The following is a 26127-nucleotide window of genomic DNA, read 5'->3' as shown; positions in this document are numbered from 1 at the left end:
TGACCGTGTATGAGAGGGTTTCATTTTTCTGATTTTAAGCCCGATGATGCACCCAAAGGCGGATTCGAGGATTTACTGAAGTTGTTCATGCAACTGCTCAACTACACCTCGGGCGATGTGGGCGAGGCCTTGGCCTGGATGAACGAGCTGGATAAGCAGTATAAGCTTACGAACAACGAATATGGCATGGGCGACTTTATTGATGAACTGAAAGAGAAAGGTTACATCACTGAAGACGGGAATAGTAATATGACCATGACTGCCAAGGCGGAACAGACCATCCGTCAATCGGCCCTGGAAGAGATTTTTGGCAAGCTGAAGAAAGCCGGAAAGGGCAATCACAATTCAAACATTTCAGGCACAGGTGAAGAGAAAAATGCTGATCGCCGCGAGTTTGCTTTCGGCGACAGCCTGGACCAGATCGACATGACGGCCTCCATTCAGAATGCGCAGGTGAATCATGGCATCGGTAATTTCACGCTCACGGAGCGCGATCTGGAAGTGCAGGAGAGGGACTACAAGACGCTGACCTCCACGGTGCTGATGATCGACATTTCGCACTCCATGATCCTTTATGGGGAAGACCGCATTACGCCGGCAAAAAAGGTAGCCATGGCCCTGGCCGAGCTGATCCGTACGCGCTATCCGAAAGATACGCTCGACATTGTGGTGTTTGGCAATGATGCCTGGCCCATTACGGTGAAGGACCTGCCTTACCTGCAGGTTGGCCCTTATCATACCAATACCTATGCGGGTCTGGAGCTGGCGGCTGATTTGCTGCGCCGCAGGAAAACACATAACAAGCAGATCTTTATGATCACTGATGGCAAGCCGACCTGTCTGAAGGAAAACGGGAGGTATTATAAAAACAGCATCGGGCTGGACCGTAAGGTGATCAACAAGACCTTGAATATGGCGGCCCAGTGCAAACGCCTGAGGATTCCGATTACGACCTTCATGATCGCTAAAGACCCTTATCTGCAGGAGTTTGTACGCCAGTTTACCGAAACAAACGGAGGCAAGGCTTTTTACAGTTCGCTGAACGGCCTGGGGGAATATATATTTGAAGACTACATTAATAACAGAAGAAAGCGCTATAACTAAGATTATTACATGGATTACAATCATATAAAAACGCTCGGACAACTTAAGGCATCAGCATATCAGCCATTTTCTGTAAAAGACGAGCTCCGCAAGAACCTGATCAAACAGCTTCAGAACAAGGAGGCCGGATTTGAGGGCATACTGGGGTACGACGAAACGGTGATACCGGAACTGCAAACGGCTATACTTTCGAGACATAATATTCTGCTGCTGGGCTTACGGGGACAGGCAAAAACGCGTATTGCACGGCTAATGGTGAACCTGCTCGACGAGTATATTCCATACGTGACGGGCAGTGAGATCTTTGATGATCCGCTGAACCCTATTTCCTGGTATGCGAAACACGAGATCATGATCCACGGCGATGAGACGCCTATAAGCTGGCAGCACCGCAACGAACGGTACACGGAAAAGCTGGCTACGCCGGATGTGACGGTGGCCGACCTGATCGGGGATGTGGATCCGATTAAAGCGGCTACATTGAAGCTTACTTATAACGACGAAAGGGTGATCCATTTCGGACTTATTCCGCGGGCGCACCGCAGCATCTTTGTGATCAATGAGCTGCCCGACCTACAGGCGCGTATCCAGGTGGCGCTGTTTAATATGCTTCAGGAGAAAGACATTCAGATAAGGGGTTTTAAGCTGCGTTTGCCGCTCGACGTGCAGTTTGTGTTTACCGCCAATCCGGAAGATTATACCAACCGCGGCTCTATTGTAACGCCGCTTAAGGACCGTATCGAAAGCCAGATCCTGACGCACTATCCAAAGAGCATAGGCATTTCAAAGAAGATTACCTTCCAGGAGGCCAGGCTTACGGATACGCAGCGGCTGATTGAGGTAGACGGGCTGCTGAAGGACCTGGTAGAACAGGTGGCATTCGAGGCGCGAAAAAGTGAATTTATCGATCAGAAGTCGGGCGTATCTGCCAGGCTAACCATCAGTGCCTACGAGAACCTGGTGAGCACGGCAGAGCGAAGGATGCTGATCAATGGGGACAAGAACACGTTTGTGCGGCTGTCTGACCTGACGGGGATCATTCCGGCGGTAACCGGCAAGATAGAACTGGTTTATGAGGGCGAGCTGGAAGGGCCTGCCAAGGTGGCCAACATTCTGATCGGTAAAGCCATTAAAAGTCTTTTTGCAAAATATTTCCCCGATCCGGAAAAAGCAAAGAAAAGCAAATCGGCCAACCCTTATTCGGAGATCACTGCCTGGTTTACCGAAGGGAATACAATCGATATCTCTGACGCGCTGAGTACTTCTAAATATAAAAAGACCCTGATGCAGGTGACTGGCCTGAACGCGATGGTACGAAAGTTTCATCCTAAGCTGAGCGAAAATCAGACCCTGCTGCTGATGGAGTTTGTACTTCATGGCCTGGCCGAGTATTCGCAATTGAACAAAAACTACCTGGAAGGCGGCTTTGGCTTTGCAGATATGTTCGACAGCCTGTTTAACGCCGGGGATATGGACGATGAGGATGATTATTCGGATTTCAGATAACGCAGCATAGATGGGCCGTTTACCTCTTATTCTTCTCTTGTCGGTATTCCTGCTGGCATTCGATCTGTATTGCTTCAGGGCCATACTGAGTGTATTTAAATCGTGGCGACCAGCCACCCGCCGATGGTTCACCATCTTGTGGTGGGGCTATACGGGCCTGCTGGTTATCGGTGTGTTTGCTTCTATCTATCTCCCTTTGTTCCTCACGCTCCGTTCGGTAATACTGGTGGCCTTCTTTCTGACTGTAACCTGTAAGATCGTAATGCTGCCTTTTTTGCTTGTGGATGACCTCCGACGTGGGTTTATTGCTTTAACGGCTAGAAAACGGGCCAGGCCTGTCGACACAGCTGCGGTGACACCTGCAGGCACTGACCCTGCGCAAAAAGGCATCAGTCGATCGGAATTCATTATTAAAGCGGGACTGATCACTGCGGCTATTCCGCTGACTTCGCTGACCTGGGGCATTGCAAGTGGTGCCTACGATTACCGGGTTAAGCGCAGGAGACTGGTGTTGCCGAATCTCCCTTCTGCCTTTGAGGGCATGAAACTGGCCCAGGTGTCTGACATACACTCGGGAAGTTTTTATAACCAGCGGGCTGTGCGCGGGGGCGTGGAAATGCTGATGGCTGAGAAACCGGACCTGATCTTTTTCACGGGCGACCTGGTGAATAATGTAGCCAGTGAAATGCGCGACTACCAGGATATTTTCAGCAAACTGAACGCACCGCTGGGCGTGTATTCGGTATTGGGCAATCATGACTATGGGGACTACTTTTACGGGCGGGAGCCTTCTGCCGCAAAAGCGAAGAATCTACAGGATTTGATAAAAACCCACGAGCTTATGGGTTGGGACCTGCTGATGAACGAGCACCGGCGGATCAAAGTAGATGGCGCTGAGATTGGAATTCTAGGTATTGAAAACTGGGGTATGGGGCGTTTCCCGAAATACGGCAAAATGGATCTGGCAGTTAAGGACACGGACGACCTGCCGGTGAAGCTTCTGCTTTCGCATGATCCGTCGCATTGGCGGGGACAGGTGATCGGCGGCTATCCGCAGATCGATGCGATGTTCAGCGGTCACACACACGGGATGCAGTTTGGCGTGCAAACGGAAAGTTTTCAGTGGAGCCCCGTCCAGTATATCTATAAGGAATGGGCGGGTTTATACCGTGAAGCTGAGCAGCAATTGTATGTGAACGTAGGATACGGCTTCCTGGGCTATCCGGGAAGAGTTGGTATTTTGCCTGAAATCACGATATTTGAGTTGACCCGCAAGGCATAATGGCCTGTTAAGGCAGAACGTATGATGAAAAAAGTACTCCAGCCTGTACTCGATTTTCTGCTCTTTTCGAATCTGTTCATTGCCATTTGCGCAGTGGCGCAGGGATTGGTAACTTATCATTTGCTGAACGCAACGCCAGATATCTATATCCTGGCCTTTTTGTTTTTTGCCACGATAAGCCAGTATAATTTCAGCATGGTACTTTCCAAACCGAAGAACCCGTCGCATTCGCCCTATCTGCGTGTGAGGTGGATCTTCTCGCATTACCGCCTGATCATTTCCATTACCCTCATCGCGGGACTTTGCCTTATCCCGTTGTTTCTTTGGTACCTGAGTATTGAAGGCCAGTTGCTCATGATCTTTATAGGGGTTCTGGCGGTGGGCTACAGCCTCCCCTTCCTTACGCTTAATCACCAGAAGATCGGTCTGCGCAATATTCCGGGCATTAAGCTATTTTTAATCGCCTTTGTGTGGTCGGCCGGCACGGTACTGCTCCCGATTGTGGAGATGGAGCACAATCACCAGATCAACATTTCGACCGTAGACGCGTTGTTGCTGGTCGCCAAGCGCTTCCTGTTTGTAGCGGCCATAACAGTACCTTTTGATATCAGGGACTTGTTCCAGGACAAATTGTATGAGCTTAAAACTATTCCGGTGATGTTGGGTGAACGCAAGGCCTATATCTTTTGCCAGGTCCTGCTGGTAGGCTACCTCTTATTTCTGCTTTTATTTAATCAGGCAACAACCAGCGATGTGCTTGCACTAAGCGCTACGCTGATCGTTACCGGATGGCTCATTTTTCATTCGGGGATCAGAAAAAACGAGTATTACTATTTCCTCTGGCTTGATGGCACCATGCTGCTGCAATATCTTATGCTGCTAGCTTCGGGCTACATCACAACCGTCGTGGGTTAGTATTATGGATTGAAACGATAGCCCACACCGCGCACGGTTTGCAGCAGCTGCGGGTTATCCGGGTTTTCTTCTATTTTTTTACGCAGGCGTACAATGTGCATATCGAGTGTCCTGGTATTTACGTCGGAGTTATAGCCCCATACCACCAGCATGAGCTCGTCTCGGTTAATGACCTTGTTTGGATTCCGCAGGAAATACAGCAATATCCGGTTCTCGAGGATGGTAAGCTCGATCTTTCTACCATTCCTGAACAGCGTATGGATATTAGGCTGATGCTCCATATCGCCGAAACGGTGCACTTCTGTACGGTCGCTATTTAAAATGTACTTTACCTTGTTGTCGAGCATGGCCACCAGCACATCCATATTGAAAGGCTTGGTGACATAGTCTGACACGCCAACGTTATAAGCATCTATTTTGTCTACATCCTGGGCTTTGGCCGTCATCATAATGATCAGGTTATCGAAGCCCTGTCGGCGCACAGACTCACATACGTCTGCACCCTGCTTACCTGGCAGCATCCAGTCGAGCAGCACGATATCAGGCTTTTCTTCAAGGATGACCTTTTCTGCCGTTTCCCCATCTCCCACTTCCAGTATGTCATAGTCTTCAGCTTTCAGACGGTGCGCCACCAGAAATCTAAGATTTTCATCATCTTCAACAATTAGTATTTTAACCCCTTTTGACATACAATTTAATCATGATATGGTAATACAATTTTAAATTCAGTTCCTTTGTCGACCCGGCTTTTCACGCTGACCTCTCCGCCCATAAAGTTGACCAGTTCCTTACAGAAAGCCAGCCCCAGGCCTACGCTGCCGTTCTGGTTATATTGGTTCTGTATCCGGAAAAACTTCTTAAAGATATTATTTATTTCGGAAGCAGGTATACCGATACCCTGATCGGCAAACCTGAACACCGCTTTTCCCTTGACAAGCATAGCACTCACGTGCAGCTTTTTACGGTTGGGCGGCGAGTACTTATACGCGTTTTCGGCCAGGTTATCGAACAAACTTCCCAGCAAAACCGGATCGGTAATAATGGTCTTGAAGCCAGACACCTCGTAGGTAAATTCGAAGTCAGGGTGCTTGAGCTTATGCGATTCGACGGTACCTGAGATGAACTCCTCAATATTGATCAGGTCCTGATTAAGCTTAATAGCGCGGTTCTCGATTTGGGTGAAAGCCAGCAGCTTGTTCATTAAGCCGTTCAGCTTGTCAGCTTCTTCGTCGAGTATCTTTCCGTAATGCGACAGCTCACGCTGCGAAAGTGCCGCTGCGCTTTTTATGTTATTGCCGGCAATCTTAATGACGCTCACCGGCGTCTTAAATTCATGCGTCAGGTTGTTTACGAAATCGTACTGCAGTTTAAACATTTTCTGGTTGATGTTCAGGTTGCGGTAGATGAGGAAGGCCACCAGCACCACAATGCCGTAAAAGAGGAGTATCCCAATGGCAATCGGCAAAAAATAATTGAATATTTCTTTGTCGATGAAAGACTGCGAAGAGATTAGGTAAAGCTTATAGTCCGAAAAAGGCCCGGGAAGAGCAATTTCCGTAGAGACGTAGGATATAGAGGTATCGAGCGGATCGTAAGTAAGCGGCTCAATTCTAACGTGCTGATACAGGTGCGGGCGGGTATTGGCGATCCGTATCTTATAAGGGTCGAGCTGGAAGCTCAGCATGTCCTGCTGGTACACCGGCTGTGGTTCCAGGCGCCTGCGCATCATGCGTTTGTACATCTTCAGGTCTTCCATCCTTGGAATGTTCAGATAGCTGATCTTATTGGCCCGCACAATGCTGAAATTACTAAACAGTTCCTCCTGACTGGGCATACTAGTCGTATCCAGGCTTTCTACATAGGCCGCCAGTTTAAGTGCCAGCTGGTTAAAGTCATCACCAGCAATAAAGTTGCGCGTATGGTCGGTAGAAAAAAGCAGGACAGAATCGGCCGGTACCAGGCTGCCAAACTGATAGATGCGCTTGGGGCCGAAGGAAAACCGCCCGGTGTTTAAGCCGTCGCTTACCGGCGTATTGCGCACCTCCGAATCGTAAAAGATGACCTTAGACACGAAGGGATATTCCAGCAATACCGTATCCACAAAGTGGGAGGCCGTGGCAGAATCGAGATAGCCGTTATAATAAGAAACCTCGGGAAGCTTTTTCTGGAAGAAATCGTTATATGCTTTTATGCTTTCTTCCAGGACATTAACCTTCTCGGAAGCAAACTCATTCTCTATGATCTTGGTACTGAACCTGTACGCAAGGAACAGCGAGAGGATGAACAAGACCATCATCAGGATGATGAAGGTGATGATCAGCGAAAAATTCTTCCGGTAGCCGCTCTTTTTGTCTGAAGACATTACCTAAGTTACTTCTTTTTCAGGTTAACTTCCAGAAATTGTTCGAGCGCATGGTAATAACGCTGCCGGTTTGTGTCGTCTTTGCCGTGATGAACATTCCCTTCGTTTTCCAGATAGGTAACACTGACTTTGCGCTTTTGAAGGTTGCGGACGAACTGAACAGTTTCACTGGTATTGTTGTTCGGATCTTTAACGTCCTGTGCAATAAATACCGGGATGTTGATGCGCTCGGTTTGAAACAATGGCGAGGTATGCCTCATCTTGTCTACATCGGTTAGCGGATTGCCAAACACTTCGTAAAACATCTGCAGATTAGGCTTCAGATACGGCGGGATGGATTTAAGAAAGGTAAACAGGTTGATAACGCCTGAATTGGATGCCGCACAGGTAAAAAGCTCCGGTTCCGAACAGACGGCACTGAGCGCGATGTATCCGCCGAAACCGGTTCCGTATATCCCAACCCTGCGCGGGTCGGCAATCTTTTGATCTATAAGCCAGTTTACCCCATCGGTAACGTCGTTCTGCACTTTGCCGCCCCATTCCTTAAAGCCGGCCGACATAAATTCCTTGCCGTAGCCGGAAGAGCCCCGGTAATTGATCTGAAACACGGCGTAACCCCTGTTGGCCAGAAACTGCACCTCCGGATCGTAGCCCCAGAGATCACGACGTACGGGACCGTCGTGCGGAAGGACGACCACCGGCAAATTCTGCGACGCCCCGCCTGAAGGGAGCGTCAGATAACCGTTGATCTTCATGCCGTCGCGCGCCAGAAAACTTACAGGCTTCATATCGCACATAATAGCCTCGCGTATGGCCGGGTTAAAATCACTCAGTTTCCGGAGCTTGTTGGCGTTCTCAAAATACAGGTAATAAGCGCCTGGATTTCGGTCGGTAAACGTTCGTACAATATAAACAGACTCGGCCTCGTCGCGGTCAATGATCCTGGTCTCAGTTCCAGGAAGCAACTTGTCGAGTTTTTGATAAAGTGCCTTCACAGAATCGTCGAGGTAATGCTTTTCCTTTTTCCAGGTTTGATACACCACGAAGGCGATCTTCCGTTTTTTCCGGGAGTATTGGGCGTCGGTGATATTCAGTGTGTCGCTGGCAAACACCTGCCGGATCTCTTTGCCTGTACGGCAATCGAATTCTACCAAAGCACTTTTATCGCGGTTTATGCTGGAAATGGCGTATACAACGTGGGAACTTCCGAAGGCAAAGGCTACCGGCCTGAAGGCTGTTTTGAAGTTATTGGTAATTACTGGTTTAAAACTGCTCTGCTCACTTTCCCGGTACAGCAGGGTTTCGTTAATCCCGTCGCTGCTTGTGGCCAGGCGGAGCTTCCCCTCGGCATCTGTAGTCCAGCTTGTAATGTTTCCCGGGTTTTGGGCGGCCATTTCCATAGTGCCGCTACGCACATTGAGGCGGTAAACATCAAAAACTGTTGAATCGCGTTTGTTGGACGAGATCAGGATATACTGGTCGTCGATGAGCTGGTCTTCCAAAATTTTGATCTGCCCACGCTCGTTGCTGGTAAGCTGGCGCGTGTCTTTTCCGTCCTTGTTGACGATGAAAATATCAGACAATTTCTTTAGCGGGTCGGTTTGCTTGAAATAGATCAGCTCGTCCTGGTCCACCCAAAAGTAAAATCCGATATCCCTATCCTTCAGGTTGGTGATTTTCCTGGCCTTGCCTGTCTGGATGTCTTCCACGTACAGATTCTGATTTCTGTTTTCCAGCTTGAGGTAAGCCAGGTTGAGCCCATCCGGTGATATCCGGTAGCTGGTCCTGTCCTGCGCCTTAAAAAAGGCGTCGACCGGCAACCTTTCCATCTCCTGCCTTTGCTGGCAGCCTATGGCAAATACCGCCAGGACCAATAAGATATATTTTTTCAGATTGCTCATACTTTCTGCCCGACAAAACTACGCATCATCAGTTTGGTATAGCTACTCTACACTAATATTGTTACTTTGCTTTTGTAATTTGTAATTTTAAGAATTCCCTTCGAATATGAAAAATCTCATTGTTACGCTGTGCATATGGATGTCCTCGCTATGCTGCTTTGCGCAGCAGAACACCGGCGAGATGCAGGCTTATGAGCACTATCATCGGGGCGAATTTGACGAAGCCGCACGGCTTTTTGAACAGGCCTTTGCACGCTCGGGAAACGATCAGATCTATGATTTTTACGTTAACGCCCTGTTTAAACTGAAAAGACTGGAGGAGGTAGAGAGGCTGACTAAAAAACTGCTGAAACAGGATGCAAAAAACCCGCACTACCGCATTGCGCTGGGCAGGCTGCAGCTAGAGAAAGGTTCGGCGGAGGCAGCAAACCGGACCTTTGCTTCTGTGATCAACGACCTGCCGGCAAACGAGCTTCGGATACGCGAGCTTTCTAATATCTTCAATAGTTTTCAGGCGTACGACCAGAGCGTATCCACCTTGCTGCAGGGACGAAAAATACTCAATAACCCCATGGCCTTTCATTACGAACTAGTGAGTGTTTACCGCTTTCGTAAAGACAAGTACATGCTGATTGGCGAATACCTCAACGTACTCGAGGAAGAACCTGAACTTTTGCCTCAGGCAGAGAGTGTATTGTCGACCGTCCTCAGTGAACGCAGTGATTTTCTTACGCTTCAATCGGCGCTCCTCAAGAAATTACAAAAAAACCCGGACGCTGAAGCGCTTACGCAATTGCTTATTTGGCAATATATGCAGTTGCAGGAGTATGAGATGGTATTAAAGCAGCTGATCGCACTCGATAAACGGCTGAAGGGCGACGGAACGCCGCTGTTTCATGCGGCTTCGACTTTTTTGGGCAACAAGGCTTACCACACTGCTATAAAAGCTTTTGAATATCTGACGGCAAAGGGCCGCGAAAACCCTTACTTCATCCAGGCCAGGATCGGGCTCATTGAAACCAAATACGAGCTGGCTGTTTCGGGTAAGTTTGAACGGAAGGATATTCTGACGCTGGCGGCTCAATATGATACGCTGATCAACGAATTCGGCAAGACGGCGCAGACAGTATTTGCCATGAAGAAACTGGCCAACCTGCAGGCGCATTATGTTAAGGATCTCAAAGCAGCGGAAAGGACTTTAGAGGAAGCACTTGCTGTGCCGCAGCTCAGGCCTTTGCTGCTTGCTGAAATCAAGCTTGATCTGGGAGACATTTATGTGCTGACCAACCAGCCATGGGAGGCTTTCCTGGTGTATGAACAGGTATCGAAGCAGTTTGAAGGGCAGCCCGTAAGCAGCGAGGCCCGTTTCCGTTCCGCGCGGTTATCTTTTTACCAGGGAAATTTCGACTATGCACGCTCGCAGGCCGATGTGTTGAAGGCTTCGACTTCCCAGTTGATGGCAAATGATGCCCTTAATCTGAGCCTGCTTATTTCAGACAACCTGCAGAACCCGGCAGACAGCAGCGCGCTGAAGATGTACGCGGATGCGAAGATGCTCGAGTTTAGAAACCTGCGTCAGCAGGCGCTTGCGAAGCTGGACAGTATCGGCAAAGCCTTCCCGCAAAACAGCCTGGCCGACGACATACTGATGGCCAAGTCGGCCATTTACATCAGCACCGGCGAACTGCGTGAGGCAGAGAAAGTGCTTAAGGCGCTCATTGGCCTGGGCAATCAAAGCATCTGGGCGGACGATGCGCTGTTTACCCTGGCCGGTCTCTACGAGAAAGACCTGCAGCAGCCGGAACAGGCCAGGCTGCTGTACGAGCGACTTATCAACGAGCATCCGGGCAGCCTGCTTGCGGACGAAGCCAGGAAGCGCTTCCGTAAACTTCGGGGCGACAATATTGAGACTTAGTCGCTATCTTTACCACATGCTTTTATACAACGTTACCATTATTATTGAAGAAGATATTGCGGCCGACTGGCTCCGGTGGATGCAGGAAGATCATATCCCTAAAGTGCTGGCCACCGGCAAGTTTGTATCTAGCAGGCTCCTGAGAGTGCTCGATTCGCCGAATGAGGGGGTAACCTATTGCGCACAGTATGTTGCGGAGAATATGGAGGAGTATAACGACTACCAGCAACGTTTTGCACCCGGTCTGCAAGCAGAACTTACAGACCGGTATGAAAACAAATTCGTAGCCTTCAGAACGCTTATGGAATACGTTTAAGCTTATTGCTTAATCAATTCATAGAGTTCGTCGAGTTTAGGCGACAGCACTATCTCGATCCTGCGGTTTCGGCTGCGTCCTTCCGCGCTCGTATTTTCGGCAAGAGGCTGGTATTCGCCCTTACCTGTAGCGGTCATGCGTACGCTTTCTACTTTGCTCACTTCGGTAAGATACCTGACCACGGAGGTTGACCGCAGTACACTTAAGTCCCAGTTGTCTTTGATCTGCCCCAGGTTGGTGATCTTTTGAGAATCTGTATGGCCTTCTACCGCGATGTTGATCTCGGGCTGCTGCTTGAGCACCTCGGCCAGCTGACTCAATGCCTGACGGCCTTTTTCATCGATAATGATGCTTCCTGAGGGGAACAATAGTTTATCGGTAAGCGAAACGTATACCTTTCCGTTCCTGATCTCGACAGTAAGTCCGCTCTTGGCAAATCCGAGCAGAGCCTGCTGTAGTTTTTCTTTAAGTTGGTTGGTTGCCTCATCGCGCTTGCGCAGGATCTCCTCTACCTCCTTGAGTCGCTGCTCACGTCGTTTCAGGTCGCCCGACAATTTATTGATCTCGTTCGAACTGTTCTGGCGCAGCTTGGCGTAGTTGCTGTCCATCTCGGTATAACGGTTTCTGAGCTCGGCCAGGGCACTGTTTAAACCCGTAGTGTCACGCCGTAAACGATATATGAGGTTTTCAAGACTTTCGTTTTTAGCCTGGGCTTCCGTCCACCCTGCACTTAAAGAATCTTGTTTAGCAAGCAGTGATTTGTACTTTTTGGGCGATAAGATAACGCAGGAACTGAATGCACTTGCCATCATCACGGCAAATAATAGAAAACTGATCTTTTTCATCTGGTTGTTGGTTTCATTTGAGTGTGTGCCCGCACTATTGTACTACGGCATTCCTCAAAAATAGCATAAAAGGATATACAGCTTCAAACGCAGTTTTCAACTTATCCACGATTGCTGGCTGCAGAAAGTCTTTCTCTTTTAACGGATAAATGGCTATAAAGCTCTTCAGTTTAAGCAATTCAATCTGGGGGTGACTGGCCTCATAGCCTTTCGGAGCCGTTTTCAGCTTGTCTTCGTCGCTCAAACTAAAGCGTTTGCGAAATTCAGGCGCATCAATGATCTCCAGAAACTCGGTGGTGTTGTAGTCAATTTCTTCACGTATCTTTTTCAATACATGACTTTCGGGCATCCAGAAGCCTGCTGCAAAAAAGCATTCGCCGGGCTGAATGTGCAGATAGTATCCGGGTTGGGGAGTACCTTTGCCTTTGGCAGTAAAAGAGATCCCGTAATTGGTTTTATACGGGTCTTTGTTTTTACTGAAACGTACATCCCGATAGATACGCAAAAGGCACTTTTTAGCAGGCGTATCCAGGGGAAACTCCGGATCAACCGCTGCAAGTTCGGGAATAAGCTGCTCAACGAAGGCGAGGACATTGGCCTTGGCATCCTCATACCGGTGTTTGTTTTCAGCAAACCACTCCCGGTCGTTATTTTCTGCAACGTCTGCAATAAACTGTAAACTTTCAGGCCTGATCATGGCTTATCATACTGGGGTTTATACGATATTTTCGGTGAGAGCAAATGCAACAGCAGCACCCTCGAATAACGGTAATTGAAAGGCGCCAGCAACAGACAGCCTACCAAGATAACGGTAAGATAAAGCCACAAAGATTCATAACTGAGATCACCCCCCGAAAAAACATAGGTTGCTACAGCCAGGGTAACCATTTCGGCAACGTTCATGGCGTAACTGACATACATGGCCGCATAGAAATATCCGGGCTCGATCTCAAACCGCTGACCGCAGTGCTCGCAGGTTTCCCTCGTGCGTTGTATGTTGAAGCCGTATAAACTGCCTGTAAAGATATCGCCTCGTCTGCACTGGGGGCATTTGGCGTTTACAATAGCGTAAAACTTAGATGTTTCCGGCATATCCTGTCGTTTTTTTACGGTATTTCACATACCATAATATGCCCATACCCGATATAAGCAGATAGGGAATAGCTAAAAGATACAAGATACCTGAATTGAGACCTTTACCCTGGGTATTGCCGTTTTTTACGCTTTGCTCCGCATTAACGCTGCACATGGCGCACTGCGCTGAAGCTTGTTTTGCAGAAGCTGCCGACAGCAACAATACACAAAAGAAGATATAGACTATCTTTTTCATGTGGTAAATATACGAAAGAAATAAGAAAGGAGACCAGGTTAGGTCTCCTTTTCACTGATCTCCAATCAGATTACAAAAATCCGTATATAAATGATGACGGATCTGCTGTTCTATAGAAGCCACCCAAGGGGTTGGTAACTGCTGGGTTCGACGAACTAACCCAGTCAATTTTGAATGGCCCCGAAAGCATATAATTGTTCAATGGTGCTATCTGAACCGCCCTGGTAGTCCAGTTTGCACTGTATACCGGTGCGCTCAATGTAAATGTATCGCCTACCCTGGTATAGGTGTAAGTTGCGCTGGCTACAAACGGTGTTGAGGAAGCATAATTAACATCTACCGTTAAGGTGTTGTTACTTGTTAACGTAAACGTAGTTGAACTAATCGTTCTTCCGGAAGCAACAAACAAACTCACCATGGAGTTGTACACCGCAGTGAAGCCCGATGTTACTCCTGCTGGCAACCCGGCGGCTGGTATCGTAATTTTTCTGTACGCAAAAGAATTGGGGTAACCAAACATTAAGGTTAACGGAGTAAGTGGCGTTGGTGAATTGACTACATTGACTTTTGTCGTTCCCGACATCACATTGTAGGATTTGCTTTCCGCATCCCACAGCAGCTCATTGAACGAAAAATCGCCATACTTGATGTAATTACTCAGGCTCAGCTTGTTCACGTTGAAAGCGAATCTAGCCAACTGTGTCTCAATGCTGTTGTCAGCATTCAAATATGTCATTTTCAAGGTTTTGGTGGCCGCGTCAATGGTCAGCGCACCCTTGACCCCGTCAGAAAAAGTTATATAAGGATTTCTGTTTGCGGTGTTATATGCGGCGTTCGCATCCATCATGGATTTTAACCCTCCGTTCACCAGGCTTTGCGCCTCTGCGGCGCTCAATTTTACCATACTCATCAGATTGCCGTTGTATGTGCCCTCAAATTTCAAAGTATCGCCAACTGTCTCGGTAAACGCAAATTCAAAATCTGAGGCCAGACCTGTGGCATTCGTTCCCCCGCTTATGCTACCGTCAGGATCTGCCGCCAGGTGGAGGTAATTGTAAGTGTCGAAGATCAGCGTGGGCCGTTGCAAGGCTTTCAGACGGTAAGTACTTTCCTGCACAGTAGATGCAGACGTACTGTTAAAATCTGAAAGCATGCTCACCTTCCCATCCGCGGTGAACTTAAAATAATAGGAGAACCCCTTTCCCCCCCAGGGATAAATTGTAGCCTTCCAACCATGTTCTGCAGAAAGCAGCTTCGCCTGGTCTTCGGCGAGTGCAGCTGCCAGACGCGTGTCCGGATCGGCAAAGATCGGATCTGTATCTTTTTTACAACCGGCAATAACACCTATCGCCAATATCAAAAACAAATAAATTCTTTTCATAATGTTAGTTTGTTAAAGCTCCGTAGGTGAATGAATTTGCATCTGTTGTTCTAACTAAGCCACCAAATTCTGCTTTCATATCTGTTGGGTAGAAGTAGTTGATCAGGAATGGGCTTGCGGTAAAATAACCGGTCAGCGGCGCTACAGAAGCAGCGATGACGTTAGCATTTGCATCGCGCGACACATACGTGAATCTTACCTGATTACCTGTAGTGGTATAAGAATGCGTAAACAAGGCCACATAATTGGTACCAGCCGCAGTTCCGGCCGTGGCATGGAAATTAAGCTTCAATTGCATTTCTGTAGCGCTGGTAAAAGCAAGAGTTATATTGTCCAGTTCGTATTTTGCTGTAGAGTTAATGCCAAGCAACGCTGCTTTTGAATTGTTGTACGCAGTTTGGAAGTCGGCCGACATCTCATTGGCAACCGCCGGATTAATGTTAAGGGTGGTAAACGTTTTGCCAAAACCTAAATAGGTTGTGAGGTTTGCAGGCGCGTACTGCCCAAGTTCCTTTTGCACACGCGTTTGCAATGTATAGAAATCAATACCCCAGGTTTGCTTGAAATAAGCAACCACCATATCTTCCTTAGCCCTGATTGAAGTAACAGCCGATGCCGTAGTATTTGCCTTTAAAATAGCTTCGTAACCAGACCTGCCCTCGGTTAACATGATAGACACCATCTCCGCAAAATCTTCACCTGGTGATGCCTGCGCGTATTGAGAAATAAATCCTGCCGGCGCAAAGCTGGGGCTGTTGTTCCAGTCGCCTGTATAACCTGCAGGTGTTACACGCGGGAATTCCTTTTGATAAGTAATGGTTTGATTTAGAATGTGGGTAAACTCGTGGTGAATGGTTTTCAATACTCTTTTTGACACCGCTCTATCGGTTTTCACGAAGTTGTTGACGTTGAACAAAGTCACCTTTATACCGCCCTCTGCTTCTCCAAGGGTTACTGTACCGCCCGCATTATATTGGTAGCTGCCAACCAGTACATAGTTTTTAGGCGCATATTTCTTGATGAAATCCTGTCCGGCCTGTGCAGTATAAGGATCGATCCAGGAGGAACGAACCACCTCCATAAGTGGCTGAACTTTTTCGAGTTTCGGCGGAGTCAACGTCTTCGACACATCGTATTCTGTACCGTCCCAGCGGTATTTAACAGAGATGTTGTAAGGCGTAGTGAAGTTGTCGAGCAACCATTTGTCGAGGGCCGACTCTATAATCGTCTCACCTCCAAGACCCACAATCTCCCTGTCCAGATTCTCCTTCTCCTTTTTACAGCTCACCATTACGCTGAGTAGTGAAACTGACAATAATATATATAGATTTTTCATGATTATATTTTTTGATGTTAGCGTGGGTTTTGTTCAATTCCCGAGAGCACCACCTCTGCAGGGAGTAACCACTGTTTTCTGTTGTCTTCTTCAGTAAGGGTAGCGGTGAAACCGTTAGCATCGTCGCGCTTAACGACCAGCTTATGTCTCAGGATATCCATCCAGCGGATACCTTCGTGTAGGAATTCGGCTCTCCTTACATCTAGCACAGCATTGATATAGGCCTGCTTTGTATCGTTAGTGACTCCGTCATAGAACGCCTTAATCTTCGCATCAGTCAGATTGTGGGTGCTTGGCGAATAGTTCGTAATACGGGCGCTAAATAAAGTATTGATGTCGGTAAGCGCGTCGGCGTACTTATCCTGCATAATATAGGCTTCTGCACGACTCAGCAAAACTTCCTCCGTGGTTAGTAGTGGCATCATCACGTAGCCGCGACCAGTGGTAGCGTTAATACTGTTGCGCACAAAATGCTCGTAAAACTTAGGCACAAAGTAGAATGTTGATGAGAACGAGTAAATACGGAAACTGCTGAGTGTGGTGCCTATAGGGGCTATAATTGACCTTAAACGGTTCTGGCTAAGTGAGAAAATGCCTCGGGCATAGTAGCGCTGTGCCCATGAAGTGGTTTCGCCCAGCAACAGGTTGCCCGGATTAGCTGCGCTGTTAAAAGCCTGAGCGATCTCCGTGGAGCCGCTGAAGCCTGCATAGGAATTCCATGGGCGAAAGTTCGCAGCAAAATTATTTGCCGGGAAAGCAAGGTTGGCATACTCAATTACTTTGTCTGCTTCTTTCTTAAACAAGTAATACCGGGTTGCAAAAGCATAAGCCGCCTTACGGGTAAAGTGATATGCCAGAACGCTGTAGTTGTCGTTAATCAGCGGCATACCCTCAAGGAGGTCCTTTTCAATCTGTGCGTAAACATATGCTACAGTTTTACGCTCATAATTTTTGAATACGACATTTTCAGGCTCGGTTACATACGGAACACCGGGATCAGTTTCTGAAGAAACTTTATCATACGGTTTTGAATAGAACGTAACCAGCATGAAATGCGCATAAGCTCTTGCCACAAGCGCTTCGCCACGTTGGGCCGTATAACTCGACGGATTGTCTGACTTCTCAATGGCATCAAGCGCCTGGTTGGCAGCGGCTATGGCAGTGTAGCAACTGTTCCAATAGTAATCTGGCGAATCCTGCTGATCGTCTTCAATACGCTCCCAGAAATAACCATTTCTGTTGATCGCACGGTCGAGCCCGGAGGCGCTGTTGAAGATAGGGTTGTCTGACATAGCTTCGGCTACAAGCGCATAGTTACCCCGCGGATAGGCGGTAACCAGAAGCTCTGATATTTTACTCGGACTGTTTAGTGTGGAGCGCTGATCGGGCGCCTGTTCCAGATACTTTTTACAGCCTGTGCTTACTGATATAAGCAGCACAAAAAGATAAATGATATATTTTTTCATAGTATTTTCTAATTAAATCCCAACTTTTAGTGACAAGGTGAACTGTCTTGGTATCGGTAATGCCACGCCTCCGGAACTAAAGAATTCCGGATCCTGACCTTTTAATTTCTTGTCGGCATAGATGAGCCACAGGTTGTTGGCCTGAAGTTTAAGCGAAAGTGAGTTAACCCCGATTGAATTTGATAGCGCTTTTGGTAATCCGTACATCATCGAAACCTGCTTTAACCGAACGAAAGACCCATCAGCAACACGCTCTGTGGAGTAGTTGTATGCGGTATACGGATAGCTTCCGCTCAGTGTACTCCTGAGCAGGTAATCTGCGATAGATGGGGCATTGGTATAGTTCTCATCCAATGGAAGCGTAAACCTGTCTAAAAACTCCCTTGGCAGCGCCTCGAAATCTGAATAGCTTGCCGAATACACATTGTTCAGCCTGATCTTATTACCCGCCTGATAAGAAACATGGAAGGAGAAAGTAAGATCCTTGTAACGCAGGTTATTGGTCCAGCCTCCAGTAATGGTTGGGTCTACCGGCCCTTCATACTTCAGGTAGTCAATGATGTTGCTCTGAACATAAACGCTGTTTGTGACTTCCCCATTCTCGTCTACAAAGGTAGGCACACCCAGACCATTCAATCTCTTGAAATCGATTGAATACAGTCCCCTTACAGCGCCATTCTGAGCCGGTCCACCTTCCGGAATGATCTGGTCATAAATCCTCGGCAGGTTTTTAAGGTTGGTGATCTTGTTTTTGTTGTAACCAAAAGTAAGGTTAGATGACCAGGTGACGTTAGTCGTTTTTACCGGCGAGCCGCCTAATGTAAATTCAACACCGTTCGATACCATGTCGGCATAGTTTGCACTTTTCTCCGCTTCGCCACCAATTCCTGATGTCCGAATGTCTCCGATCAGGTCAAAACCGTTACGTCTGTAAACATCGGCAGAGAAGGTTAACCTGTTGGCCAGTAAACCAAGGTCCAGACCAATGTTCCCTTCGTACTGCTTCTCCCAGGTTAGCTCTGAGTTTTCAAGGCTAGACAGCACAATTCTTGGCTCCACTTCAGAAAGGCGGGGTCGAAGCGTTGTACTGTTGTTAAGCACAATCGCTGAATTCGTTGCGCTTCCCACACTGGCGGTAAGACCATAACTTCCCCTCAGCTTGAGATAGCTGATCTTATCGAACTGCCTCATGAAGTCTTCCTCGTCAATGTTCCAGGCAGCACTCAATGTCCAGGTTGGCAGCCATCGGGCGGTTCTCGACTGACCCATTTTGTTACTTCCGTCGTAACGGTATGTTCCGTTGAACACGTATTTAGACTTGTATGCGTAACTGGCGTTTGCGAAGAATGCAGCATAGCGATCAAAAAACTGATCCATGCCGTAATAGTTATAATTGCCCTCCAGGAGCATCTTGATAATACGGTAGTCGGTAAACGGCACGCCGCCTTTATCGTATTGATAGCCATAGCCGTTATTAAAGCTGTTCTGGCGATCGGCATATTTGGTTTGCTGACCGATAAAGGCACTTACTGCATGATTGCCGTATTCGTGTCTCCAGTCGACCTGGTTCCTGATGTCATAGCTGTACAGGAAGTCGTCGTTACGGTTGTAAAAACCACCCTGCGGCAGTACGCTTTCCTTGTCGATGATCTCCGGATAGTCCGGGTCATCATACAGATAGATGTTAGCATTCGCTATGGTCGAGTTAGGCGCATAGCGGTAGGCATTGGCCATGTTAGAGAACTCGGTTATCTTGTGTTCCCTTGTGGTTTTGACATAACGCAGGGCACCTACCGATTTAAACTCGAAATCTTTAAGAAACTTGTAACTCAGTTCGCCCTGCAATTTAGCATCGAGCATATCCAGGTCGATCTGGTTATTGTCAAGCTCCTCTATAATATTGAAAGGAGCATAGTTTCTGGTGAAATACTCCAGGTTTCCATGCTCATCGTAAGGCGTGATGGTTCTGCTTGTGTTAAGGGCATAACTGAAAGGGTTGATGTCAAAGTCGCGGGTGTACTTTCCTTCCACAACGTTGCTTGTACGTCCTAGTGTACCAGGAGCTGTTTGCTGACGCAATGCACCGGTTCCAAGGATACCTAAGGTAAGGTTTGGAAGCAGGTTATAGTTACCGCGAAGGTTCATGGTATACCGCTTGGCCTGATCTGCGATGGTCCAGCCGTTATCGTTGTAATAGCCTACGGAGAAATAGTGCTGCGACTTTTCGGAACCAGACGAGATGCTTACAGAGTGCTCCTGAACGAATGAGTTCTGGAACAACACATCAAACCAGTCGGTATTCGCTCTTGCATACCGCTTTAAAAACGCTGCCCGGCCTTCTGTAGTGTTTGGGACGCCAAACTGTCCTGTAGACTCGTTGTACTCGTTGATTTTCTGGTACATCTTTGCGTAGACACCTCCTGTCATACCGTTCACGATATTGGCGGTAAGTCCGCCTTTACGGGCAATCTCCGCATAAACCGACATTTGGTCGGCCGAGTTCATGATATTATAAGTACTATAATCTGGCTTAAGGAACGACGAAAAGTTACCGCTATAGTTTACCGTAGTTTTTCCGGCCCGTCCTTTTTTCGTGGTGATAACCACCACACCGTTCATAGCTCTTGCTCCGTATAATGCGGTAGCTGATGCGTCTTTCAGAATGTTAAAGCTTTCTATGTCATCGGCATTGATACCTGCCACAGACGAACCCAGCAGTGTTGTGGCGTCGCCGCTCGAAAGCTGGTCGTTCGAGATATTCACGATATCTTCTAGGACTACCCCGTCCACTACCCATAAGGGTTTGTTCTCACCAGAGATAGAGGTAGCACCACGTACCCGGATCTTAGGCGCCGTACCAAAGGTGCCAGATACGTTCTGTACCGACACACCGGCTACTTTACCTTCAAGCATACGGCTGATGTCGACTACACCGTCCTGCTTAACATCTGCTCCGCTGATACTTGCGGCAGCTCCGGTAAACAGCTTCTTCTGAATGTTCTGGAAACCGGTAGAAACGATGTTAACTTCTTTCAGCTGACCTTCGTCTTCTTCCAGCGTTACGTTGATCGTGGTTCGGCCATTGACCGGTACTTCCTGCGCTTTGAAACCAATATAAGCAAAAATCAGCGTTGCGCCCTCTCTTACACGTATTTGATAAAGGCCCTCGCTATTGGTTGCTATACCATTGGAAGCGGCACCTTTTTCGACAACACTTACTCCTGGAAGCGGCGTGTTGTCGGCCCCGGAAATGACCTTCCCCTTCACGACGATATCCTTGGCAACTACAGGCCTGATCTCAGCTTTTTTAAGGATTACCTGTTTCCCAACAATGTTGTAGTTAATCCCTTTCTCTTTAAGTGGTATCAGATCGGAGGTAATAGATATCAATCGCTGAGGCGCGTTAATTGTCATCGCTTTGTTGATTTGGGTAGCGTCGAAAACGAAGCTTACCTGGTAGGCAAGCTCAATCTTTTTGAGGTAGTTGTCTAGTCTCTCCTCTTTAAGTCCGACAGGCTGCACACCTTCGGCCCTTAGCAGTGAGACAGAAAAAATCGCAAGGCAAAGTATGGCCTTCAAGCGATACTTAAACTTCCGCATGTGCTTTTTGTAATGTTTCTCCATAAAGAATAATTAAGTGGTTTGTAGGTTAGTTAAGGTTTTTGATAATAATGGTTTCGCCGTGTTGTTCGATCTGTATAGGGTAGGTTTCCCGGAGCAGGTTAAGCGCGTCGTTAAGGCTAACGTCTTTAAATCTCGCATTGAATTTCTTGATGTTCCTTATGCTGTCGTGTAACACGATGTTCTTTCCATAGTAATCACTAAGCTGTTTGCATACCTCGTCCATAGGCATATCCACGAAATGGAGTTCACGGGTTATCCATGCATTGGCATTCGATCCGTTCTGAGCCTGTATGGTATTTGCTGCATAGTCATATTTGATCCCCTCGCCAGCGCCAAGAATAGATGAGCTGCTTTTACTGTTAGGCCTGAACATTACCCGACCGGTTTTAACGGCCAGCTCAATCTTTGATGTGTCGTAGTTGATATTGAACGATGTGCCAAGTACCTTTATCTGGGCGCTGCGTATGGCTATTTCAAATGGCCTCCGAGTGTCTTTAGCGACCTTAAAGAACGCTTTACCGCGCAACAATTCCACCTGCCTGTGGTTGTCTTCGAATTCCTGAGGGTAACTTAAGGCCGTATGAGGTGCCAGGGCTACCAAGCTTCCGTCGCTAAGCCTTATGGAGTCTATTTGTGCACTAGTTTCTTTAGTGAGGTAAACTGCCGCAGTATTCCTGTTATAAACCCACAAACCGAACGTAGTAAGGATAATAACTGCTGCGGCGACTCTGATCCATGCGAAATGCCTGATGCCCACATGATTTCCAGGCTCCCCTAGCTTATGCTGGAAATTGACAACAGCATCTTTACTTAGGCCTTCAAGTCGGCGGGCATGTTCAGATGCCTGCCACAGACTTTTATAATCTTGATAAAAGTGGTCGTTTTCAATGGAAATTGCCCGGAGTCGGTCAACTTCGTTCTTAAGGGCTGTATCTTCAGGATCATTGAGATGCCGTAGGACAGCGATTTCGAGTTCTGATTTGTTTGGCAAGTGGTTTAGTTTTCATAGATGACAAACGACTTCTAAAAAACCCTTAGTTCGCCCGGAAATTTTTTGTTTTTTTTTGAAGACGGCGCTTTTTGACGGTTGTGCGTCTTTTAATATAGATACAATGCCAATAAAAGCAAAAATACCGGATGTTCTCCTCGCCCCCGCTCCTCCGATCGCTTCAAAACACGCGCACGAAGAATTTTTAACGCATTACCCATGTGACTTTCTACCGTTTTTTCAGATATATCAAGTTTAGCTGCAATATCTCGGTACTTTAACCCCTCAAGCCTGCTTAATTTGAACACCTCCCGGCATTTTTCAGGCAGCAGTTCTATTTCCTCATAAAGTAGCACGATCATCTCATTTTTAAGATCATCCTCTTCAATTTGTGCTTCGGTGAGTTGCTCGGCTATCTGAAGATGGTGCCGTTCCATGTTTTTTTGCCGGTTGACGTAGTTAATACTTGCGTTTACAACGCTTCTATAGAGATAGGAACGGACGGACTTAATAGTTTCAATCATCCCTTTGTCTTCCCATAGTTTAAGAAATACATCCTGCACGATTTCTTCCGCAACGGCTGTGTCCTTTACATACTTATCCGCCACCAGGATCATCCGTTTAAAATTCGATGAATAGAAATCCGTGAAAAGGGTTTTATTACCCTGTTCTATTAGCAAAAGCAAATCTTTCCCAGTTAATATAGTTTCCTTTTTTGGAGTCATATGCTACTATGCTAAGCAGAATTTCCCGGTCACAGAATAGGCCGCCCATTATAAAGCAGGGCGTGCGGCCGCTATATTATTGGCGACAATTAAAATGCCAGAGATTGCCGTTTAAGCGAGAACAGCAAGCCCTAAAAGTTATAGTATGGCGAGATCATCAGATATACGATGACTCCCGTCACTGCCACATAAAGCCATACCGGAAAAGCCCATCTTACAATTTTTTTATGCCGCTCTATCTGCATACTGAATCCTCTTAGGAAGCTGATCAAAATCAACGGCAGCACAATAATCGCCAGTAATATATGCGTCAACAATATGAAGAAGTAGAAATACCTTGTCGCGCCCACCGCCGCGAGTTCAGTTGCAGAAAGCAGCCCGTCATGATCCACGTCACCAAAACGTGTGTCCTTTTCGTACAAGTGAAACAGGATATAGAAAATCAGAAAGATAGCTGACAAAATGAAGGTAATCACATTAGTCACCTTATGTGCCTGAATGTTCTTGCGCTTGATGAATATGAAGGATACCATAAGTAAAACCGAGCATGTGGCATTAATGGCACCAATAAGGTGCGGAAGGATATAGATAAAGGAAGGCTTCGCTTCCGGTGGCGGTACAAGCTTAAGCGCTATAACAACCAGCAGCACAACTGCAGTTACGATCCATATGAGTTTAGAAAAAAGCTTATCGCTTGAATTCATCGGGGGAGTTTGAAGGCTACCTTCCATCTTTTGTATTTCTTAAAACTTCGGCAAGTAAAACTTTAATCTCGTCATTCAGCCTTGCCACTGCTTCATGATTATAGGCCTCGTAGTAGCCCCTGATCTGCCGGTTGGGGTCAACCAGTACAAGCATGTTCCCGTAGGAAAACTGTTTGCCGCCGCGGCCATAAGCCGTTGCTGCATCAACAAACAACTGCTCGTTGATAAACTTGAAAACCTGGGCACTATCACCGGTCACCAGATTCCATTTTCCAGGCATAGCGTTCAGGCTGTCTGCGTAAATGCGCAAACGATCCGGACGGTCTGCTGCAGGATCAATGGAAAGGCTCACAAATCTTATACGCGGATTTCTCTCGTACGCTTTATTCAGCATCTGCACTACGCCGTTCACTGCTTTCAGTCCGTCGGTATGACCCCAGGTGTAAAACAGGTTGAACACTGTAATATCGCCCCCATAATTCGCCCAGCTTAAGGTATCGCCCTTCTGATTTAAAAATTTAAAATCACCAACCTTGTGAAATATGGTGTCCGGTATCAGCTTGCCCCGCTCTGAATGGAAGCTTCCGCCAATCTTTACCGGGTGAAAACGCGGTAAAGGCCTGTACCTGTTCTTTCCCTGATCCTGAAGGATATAATATAAAAATCCTGGCACCGCCAATATGGTTACCAGGATTAATACTTTTTTTAATGAAGTTTTATTATTCATCGCCTAGCCCATATGCACGCGCAGATAATCGCCCTCAATAAGCATCAGGACGATAAAATATATGATGAAAATGAAAGACAGTGTCAGCGACAGCTGCAGTCCGACTTTCTCATATTTCAGGTGCATGAAGTAAGCAACGATATAATAGGCTTTCAGAATCGTTAAGGCGATGTAGATGAAGTTTCCAACACCGTGAGACATATAACCTTTTGGAAGAACCCAAAGTGCTATAAAAAATTCAATTACAGTGATCAGCAACAGAATACCGAATACCTGCCAGATTCTCTTTTTGTCCAGTCCAGCATGCTCTTCGTGTGCATGCGATTCATTAGCGTGGTCTGTATGTATTTGTGACATAATTTTTGAAGATTAAACAAGATAGAAGAATGTAAATACGAATACCCATACAAGGTCCACAAAGTGCCAGTATAAGCCTACTTTTTCAACCATTAGATAATGGCCGCGTCTCTCAAACGTGCCATTGATCGTCATGCAAAGAATAATGATATTGATGATGACACCGCTGAATACGTGGAAACCGTGAAAACCCGTGATCGTAAAGAAAAGGTTCGAGAATTGCTGTGCAGCTACCGTGTCCACCTCACCGTTAAACAAGTGACTCAGCGTCTCCATGTTCGGGATTTTGCCCCAGCCAAACCCTTCGTGGAACAAGTGGGTCCATTCTGCAGCCTGACAGCCAAGGAACATGAAACCACCAATAATGGTAGCTACCATCCACCAGATCACTTCCCGTTTAGCACCCCTGTGTCCTGCTTCAACAGCTAGTACCATTGTTACCGAACTCATAATCAGGATAAAAGTCATAATACCTACGAACACCAAGGGGGCGCCGCTGTCGGTTATACCGGGTATAGACTGAAATACCAGATCCGGATCAGGCCATGTAAATTTACTGAAGCGCTGAGCTCCATAATAGATCAATAATGACGAGAAGGTAAAGGCATCGGAAACAAGGAAAAACCACATCATTATTTTGCCGTACTCTACCGACCAAGGTGAGCGGCCTCCACTCCATGGAGTAGTTTTTACCTGATCCAACTGTGATAATGAACTCATTTTATGTTTAGTAATAATTTGTTAAAAAATCTAACTGTTCAAAAGTAAAAAAACATACAGATATATCCACAATATATCTATAAAATGCCAAAATATGGATGCTATATCCATGCGGTATTTGCGTCGCTCCGCGCTGATCTGTCCATACGATCCGGCGAGTGCAGATACCATCAGCGCGATGCCGGCAACGATGTGCAGCAGGTGAAAGCCCGACACAATGTAGATCATGGAGATAGCGGCATTATTGTTCGTCAGAAATGCCCCGGTGTCTACCAGGACGCGCCAGGCAGAAAACTGCATATATGCAAAAACAAGGCCCAGAATCAAGGTGATCCACAACCATACGCGCTGCTTACCCAGTGCTCCCGACTTGAGGGCACGGGAAGCCAGAAACAAACAGGCACTGCTTACAACCAGTACGATTGTGCTGTAAGTAAACAGCTCCGGAAGCACCAGGCCATGCCCTTTACCTTTCGCCGCCGAGAATACGATGTAATAACTTGTCCAGCCACCGAACATAATTGTCGAAGACACGACAAACAGCCAAAGAATAAACTTCTTTGGTTTCATATCCATCCCTTCCCCTAACCCCTCATTTTGCTTGTCTAATGTATGTACCATAT

24 protein-coding genes are annotated in these 26127 nt (G+C 47.1%); 6 read left to right on the top strand and 18 right to left on the bottom strand.

All coding sequences use genetic code 11. The features are described 5' to 3' along the window. Window positions 1-9 precede the first annotated feature (9 nt). The 4 genes from QEP07_RS12545 to QEP07_RS12530 are packed head-to-tail and all read left to right on the top strand — an operon-like array spanning window position 10 to window position 4807. A complete protein-coding gene (locus QEP07_RS12545; RefSeq protein ID WP_256002043.1) occupies window positions 10-1104 on the top strand; it encodes a vWA domain-containing protein in 1095 nt (364 codons plus the stop codon). A gap of 9 nt (window positions 1105-1113) precedes the next feature. Beyond that, window positions 1114-2610 carry a sigma 54-interacting transcriptional regulator gene (locus QEP07_RS12540; protein ID WP_285010479.1) on the top strand — a complete coding sequence of 499 codons (1497 nt, stop codon included), beginning with the start codon at window positions 1114-1116 and terminating at the stop codon, window positions 2608-2610. A gap of 10 nt (window positions 2611-2620) precedes the next feature. After that, the gene (locus QEP07_RS12535) at window positions 2621-3892 is read left to right on the top strand and encodes a metallophosphoesterase (RefSeq protein WP_285010477.1); all 1272 of its coding nucleotides are present in this window, start codon (window positions 2621-2623) and stop codon (window positions 3890-3892) included. A gap of 21 nt (window positions 3893-3913) precedes the next feature. After that, window positions 3914-4807, top strand: coding sequence for a UbiA prenyltransferase family protein (locus QEP07_RS12530; protein WP_285010475.1), 894 nt, complete (start codon window positions 3914-3916; stop codon window positions 4805-4807). A 2-nt stretch (window positions 4808-4809) separates the two neighbouring features. Here QEP07_RS12530 and QEP07_RS12525 read toward each other — a convergent pair whose 3' ends face one another. From QEP07_RS12525 to QEP07_RS12515, 3 genes are read right to left on the bottom strand one after another with little or no spacing between them, the layout of a single operon-like run. Next, window positions 4810-5496 (bottom strand): response regulator transcription factor, encoded by a 687-nt coding sequence (locus tag QEP07_RS12525; RefSeq protein WP_256002047.1) that lies wholly within the window; start codon window positions 5494-5496, stop codon window positions 4810-4812. A gap of 5 nt (window positions 5497-5501) precedes the next feature. Continuing rightward, window positions 5502-7169: a sensor histidine kinase gene (locus tag QEP07_RS12520; RefSeq protein WP_285010474.1), complete on the bottom strand. Its 1668-nt coding sequence runs from the start codon at window positions 7167-7169 to the stop codon at window positions 5502-5504. Window positions 7170-7177: 8 nt separating this feature from the next. Then, entirely contained in the window at window positions 7178-9070 is a 1893-nt protein-coding gene (locus tag QEP07_RS12515; RefSeq protein ID WP_285010472.1) for a S9 family peptidase, read from the bottom strand. Between the two features lie 106 nt (window positions 9071-9176). Here QEP07_RS12515 and QEP07_RS12510 point away from each other — a divergent pair, with 106 nt between their 5' ends. Beyond that, window positions 9177-10985, top strand: coding sequence for a tetratricopeptide repeat protein (locus tag QEP07_RS12510; protein WP_285010470.1), 1809 nt, complete (start codon window positions 9177-9179; stop codon window positions 10983-10985). A gap of 16 nt (window positions 10986-11001) precedes the next feature. After that, window positions 11002-11301 (top strand): DUF4286 family protein, encoded by a 300-nt coding sequence (locus QEP07_RS12505; protein ID WP_285010468.1) that lies wholly within the window; start codon window positions 11002-11004, stop codon window positions 11299-11301. Between the two features lie 2 nt (window positions 11302-11303). On the opposite strand, the gene QEP07_RS12500 is transcribed toward QEP07_RS12505, so the two are convergent. From QEP07_RS12500 to QEP07_RS12430, 15 genes are all read right to left on the bottom strand, one after another. Then, on the bottom strand, window positions 11304-12146 hold the full coding sequence (locus tag QEP07_RS12500) for an OmpA/MotB family protein (protein ID WP_285010466.1): 843 nt from the start codon (window positions 12144-12146) through the stop codon (window positions 11304-11306). A 34-nt stretch (window positions 12147-12180) separates the two neighbouring features. Continuing rightward, window positions 12181-12843 (bottom strand): DUF2461 domain-containing protein, encoded by a 663-nt coding sequence (locus QEP07_RS12495; RefSeq protein WP_285010465.1) that lies wholly within the window; start codon window positions 12841-12843, stop codon window positions 12181-12183. Then, window positions 12840-13238: a DUF983 domain-containing protein gene (locus QEP07_RS12490; RefSeq protein WP_285010463.1), complete on the bottom strand. Its 399-nt coding sequence runs from the start codon at window positions 13236-13238 to the stop codon at window positions 12840-12842. Before QEP07_RS12490 ends, QEP07_RS12495 begins: the two co-directional genes overlap by 4 nt. Then, on the bottom strand, window positions 13222-13476 hold the full coding sequence (locus QEP07_RS12485) for a hypothetical protein (protein WP_285010462.1): 255 nt from the start codon (window positions 13474-13476) through the stop codon (window positions 13222-13224). The genes QEP07_RS12490 and QEP07_RS12485 overlap by 17 nt, the downstream gene beginning before the upstream one ends. 70 nt (window positions 13477-13546) lie before the next feature. Beyond that, the gene (locus QEP07_RS12480) at window positions 13547-14857 is read right to left on the bottom strand and encodes a DUF4302 domain-containing protein (RefSeq protein WP_285010460.1); all 1311 of its coding nucleotides are present in this window, start codon (window positions 14855-14857) and stop codon (window positions 13547-13549) included. A gap of 4 nt (window positions 14858-14861) precedes the next feature. Further along, window positions 14862-16193, bottom strand: a complete 1332-nt coding sequence (locus QEP07_RS12475) for a zinc-binding metallopeptidase (RefSeq protein WP_285010459.1) — start codon at window positions 16191-16193, stop codon at window positions 14862-14864. Window positions 16194-16210: 17 nt separating this feature from the next. Beyond that, window positions 16211-17659 carry a RagB/SusD family nutrient uptake outer membrane protein gene (locus QEP07_RS12470; RefSeq protein WP_285010457.1) on the bottom strand — a complete coding sequence of 483 codons (1449 nt, stop codon included), beginning with the start codon at window positions 17657-17659 and terminating at the stop codon, window positions 16211-16213. A gap of 12 nt (window positions 17660-17671) precedes the next feature. After that, window positions 17672-21283 (bottom strand): SusC/RagA family TonB-linked outer membrane protein, encoded by a 3612-nt coding sequence (locus QEP07_RS12465; protein WP_285010456.1) that lies wholly within the window; start codon window positions 21281-21283, stop codon window positions 17672-17674. Between the two features lie 25 nt (window positions 21284-21308). Beyond that, complete coding sequence (locus QEP07_RS12460; RefSeq protein ID WP_285010455.1) at window positions 21309-22274, bottom strand: FecR family protein; 966 nt, start codon at window positions 22272-22274, stop codon at window positions 21309-21311. A gap of 107 nt (window positions 22275-22381) precedes the next feature. Beyond that, complete coding sequence (locus tag QEP07_RS12455) at window positions 22382-22996, bottom strand: RNA polymerase sigma-70 factor (RefSeq protein ID WP_285010454.1); 615 nt, start codon at window positions 22994-22996, stop codon at window positions 22382-22384. A 131-nt stretch (window positions 22997-23127) separates the two neighbouring features. Then, window positions 23128-23700: a DUF420 domain-containing protein gene (locus QEP07_RS12450; protein ID WP_285010452.1), complete on the bottom strand. Its 573-nt coding sequence runs from the start codon at window positions 23698-23700 to the stop codon at window positions 23128-23130. A gap of 16 nt (window positions 23701-23716) precedes the next feature. Beyond that, a complete protein-coding gene (locus tag QEP07_RS12445) occupies window positions 23717-24427 on the bottom strand; it encodes an SCO family protein (RefSeq protein ID WP_285010451.1) in 711 nt (236 codons plus the stop codon). 3 nt (window positions 24428-24430) lie between these two features. Further along, a complete protein-coding gene (locus QEP07_RS12440) occupies window positions 24431-24784 on the bottom strand; it encodes a cytochrome C oxidase subunit IV family protein (RefSeq protein ID WP_256002058.1) in 354 nt (117 codons plus the stop codon). A 12-nt stretch (window positions 24785-24796) separates the two neighbouring features. Beyond that, window positions 24797-25504, bottom strand: coding sequence for a cytochrome c oxidase subunit 3 (locus QEP07_RS12435; RefSeq protein WP_256002059.1), 708 nt, complete (start codon window positions 25502-25504; stop codon window positions 24797-24799). 30 nt (window positions 25505-25534) lie between these two features. Continuing rightward, entirely contained in the window at window positions 25535-26125 is a 591-nt protein-coding gene (locus tag QEP07_RS12430) for a cytochrome c oxidase subunit 3 (RefSeq protein WP_285010450.1), read from the bottom strand. Between the last annotated feature and the right edge of the window lie 2 nt (window positions 26126-26127).

Source organism: Pedobacter faecalis (genome assembly GCF_030182585.1).
Taxonomy (GTDB): Bacteria; Bacteroidota; Bacteroidia; order Sphingobacteriales; family Sphingobacteriaceae; genus Pedobacter; species Pedobacter faecalis.
The sequence above is the reverse complement of the archived record's forward strand: the minus strand, read 5'-3'. Positions and strand labels throughout refer to the sequence as shown.